Below are 265 nucleotides of genomic sequence, written 5' to 3' on the forward strand. Positions count from 1 at the left end.
CAAGGTCCCAACTACCATCGGCGCTAGAGAGCTTAACTTCCGTGTTCGGTATGGGAACGGGTGTGACCTCTCTGCCATCATTACCAGACTGTATTCATTTAAGACAAGAATCATTTTAACTTATTTAACTTTTAAAGTCAACAAGTTTTTTATATTCTCTCAAAACTAGATAACATTGCTACATATTATATGGTTAAGTCCTCGATCTATTAGTATTCGTCAGCTCCACATGTCACCATGCTTCCACCTCGAACCTATCAACCTG

Annotated in this window: 1 rRNA gene; it reads right to left on the bottom strand. The window is 39.2% G+C overall.

Annotated features, from left to right (window positions below):
• Positions 1–88 (bottom strand): 5S ribosomal RNA (rrf, locus tag ACS2CR_RS34560); the annotation flags it as partial.
• Positions 89–265 lie beyond the last annotated feature (177 nt).

This window comes from Bacillus cereus group sp. BceL291 (assembly GCF_051776705.1).
Taxonomy (GTDB): domain Bacteria; phylum Bacillota; class Bacilli; order Bacillales; family Bacillaceae_G; genus Bacillus_A; species Bacillus_A cereus.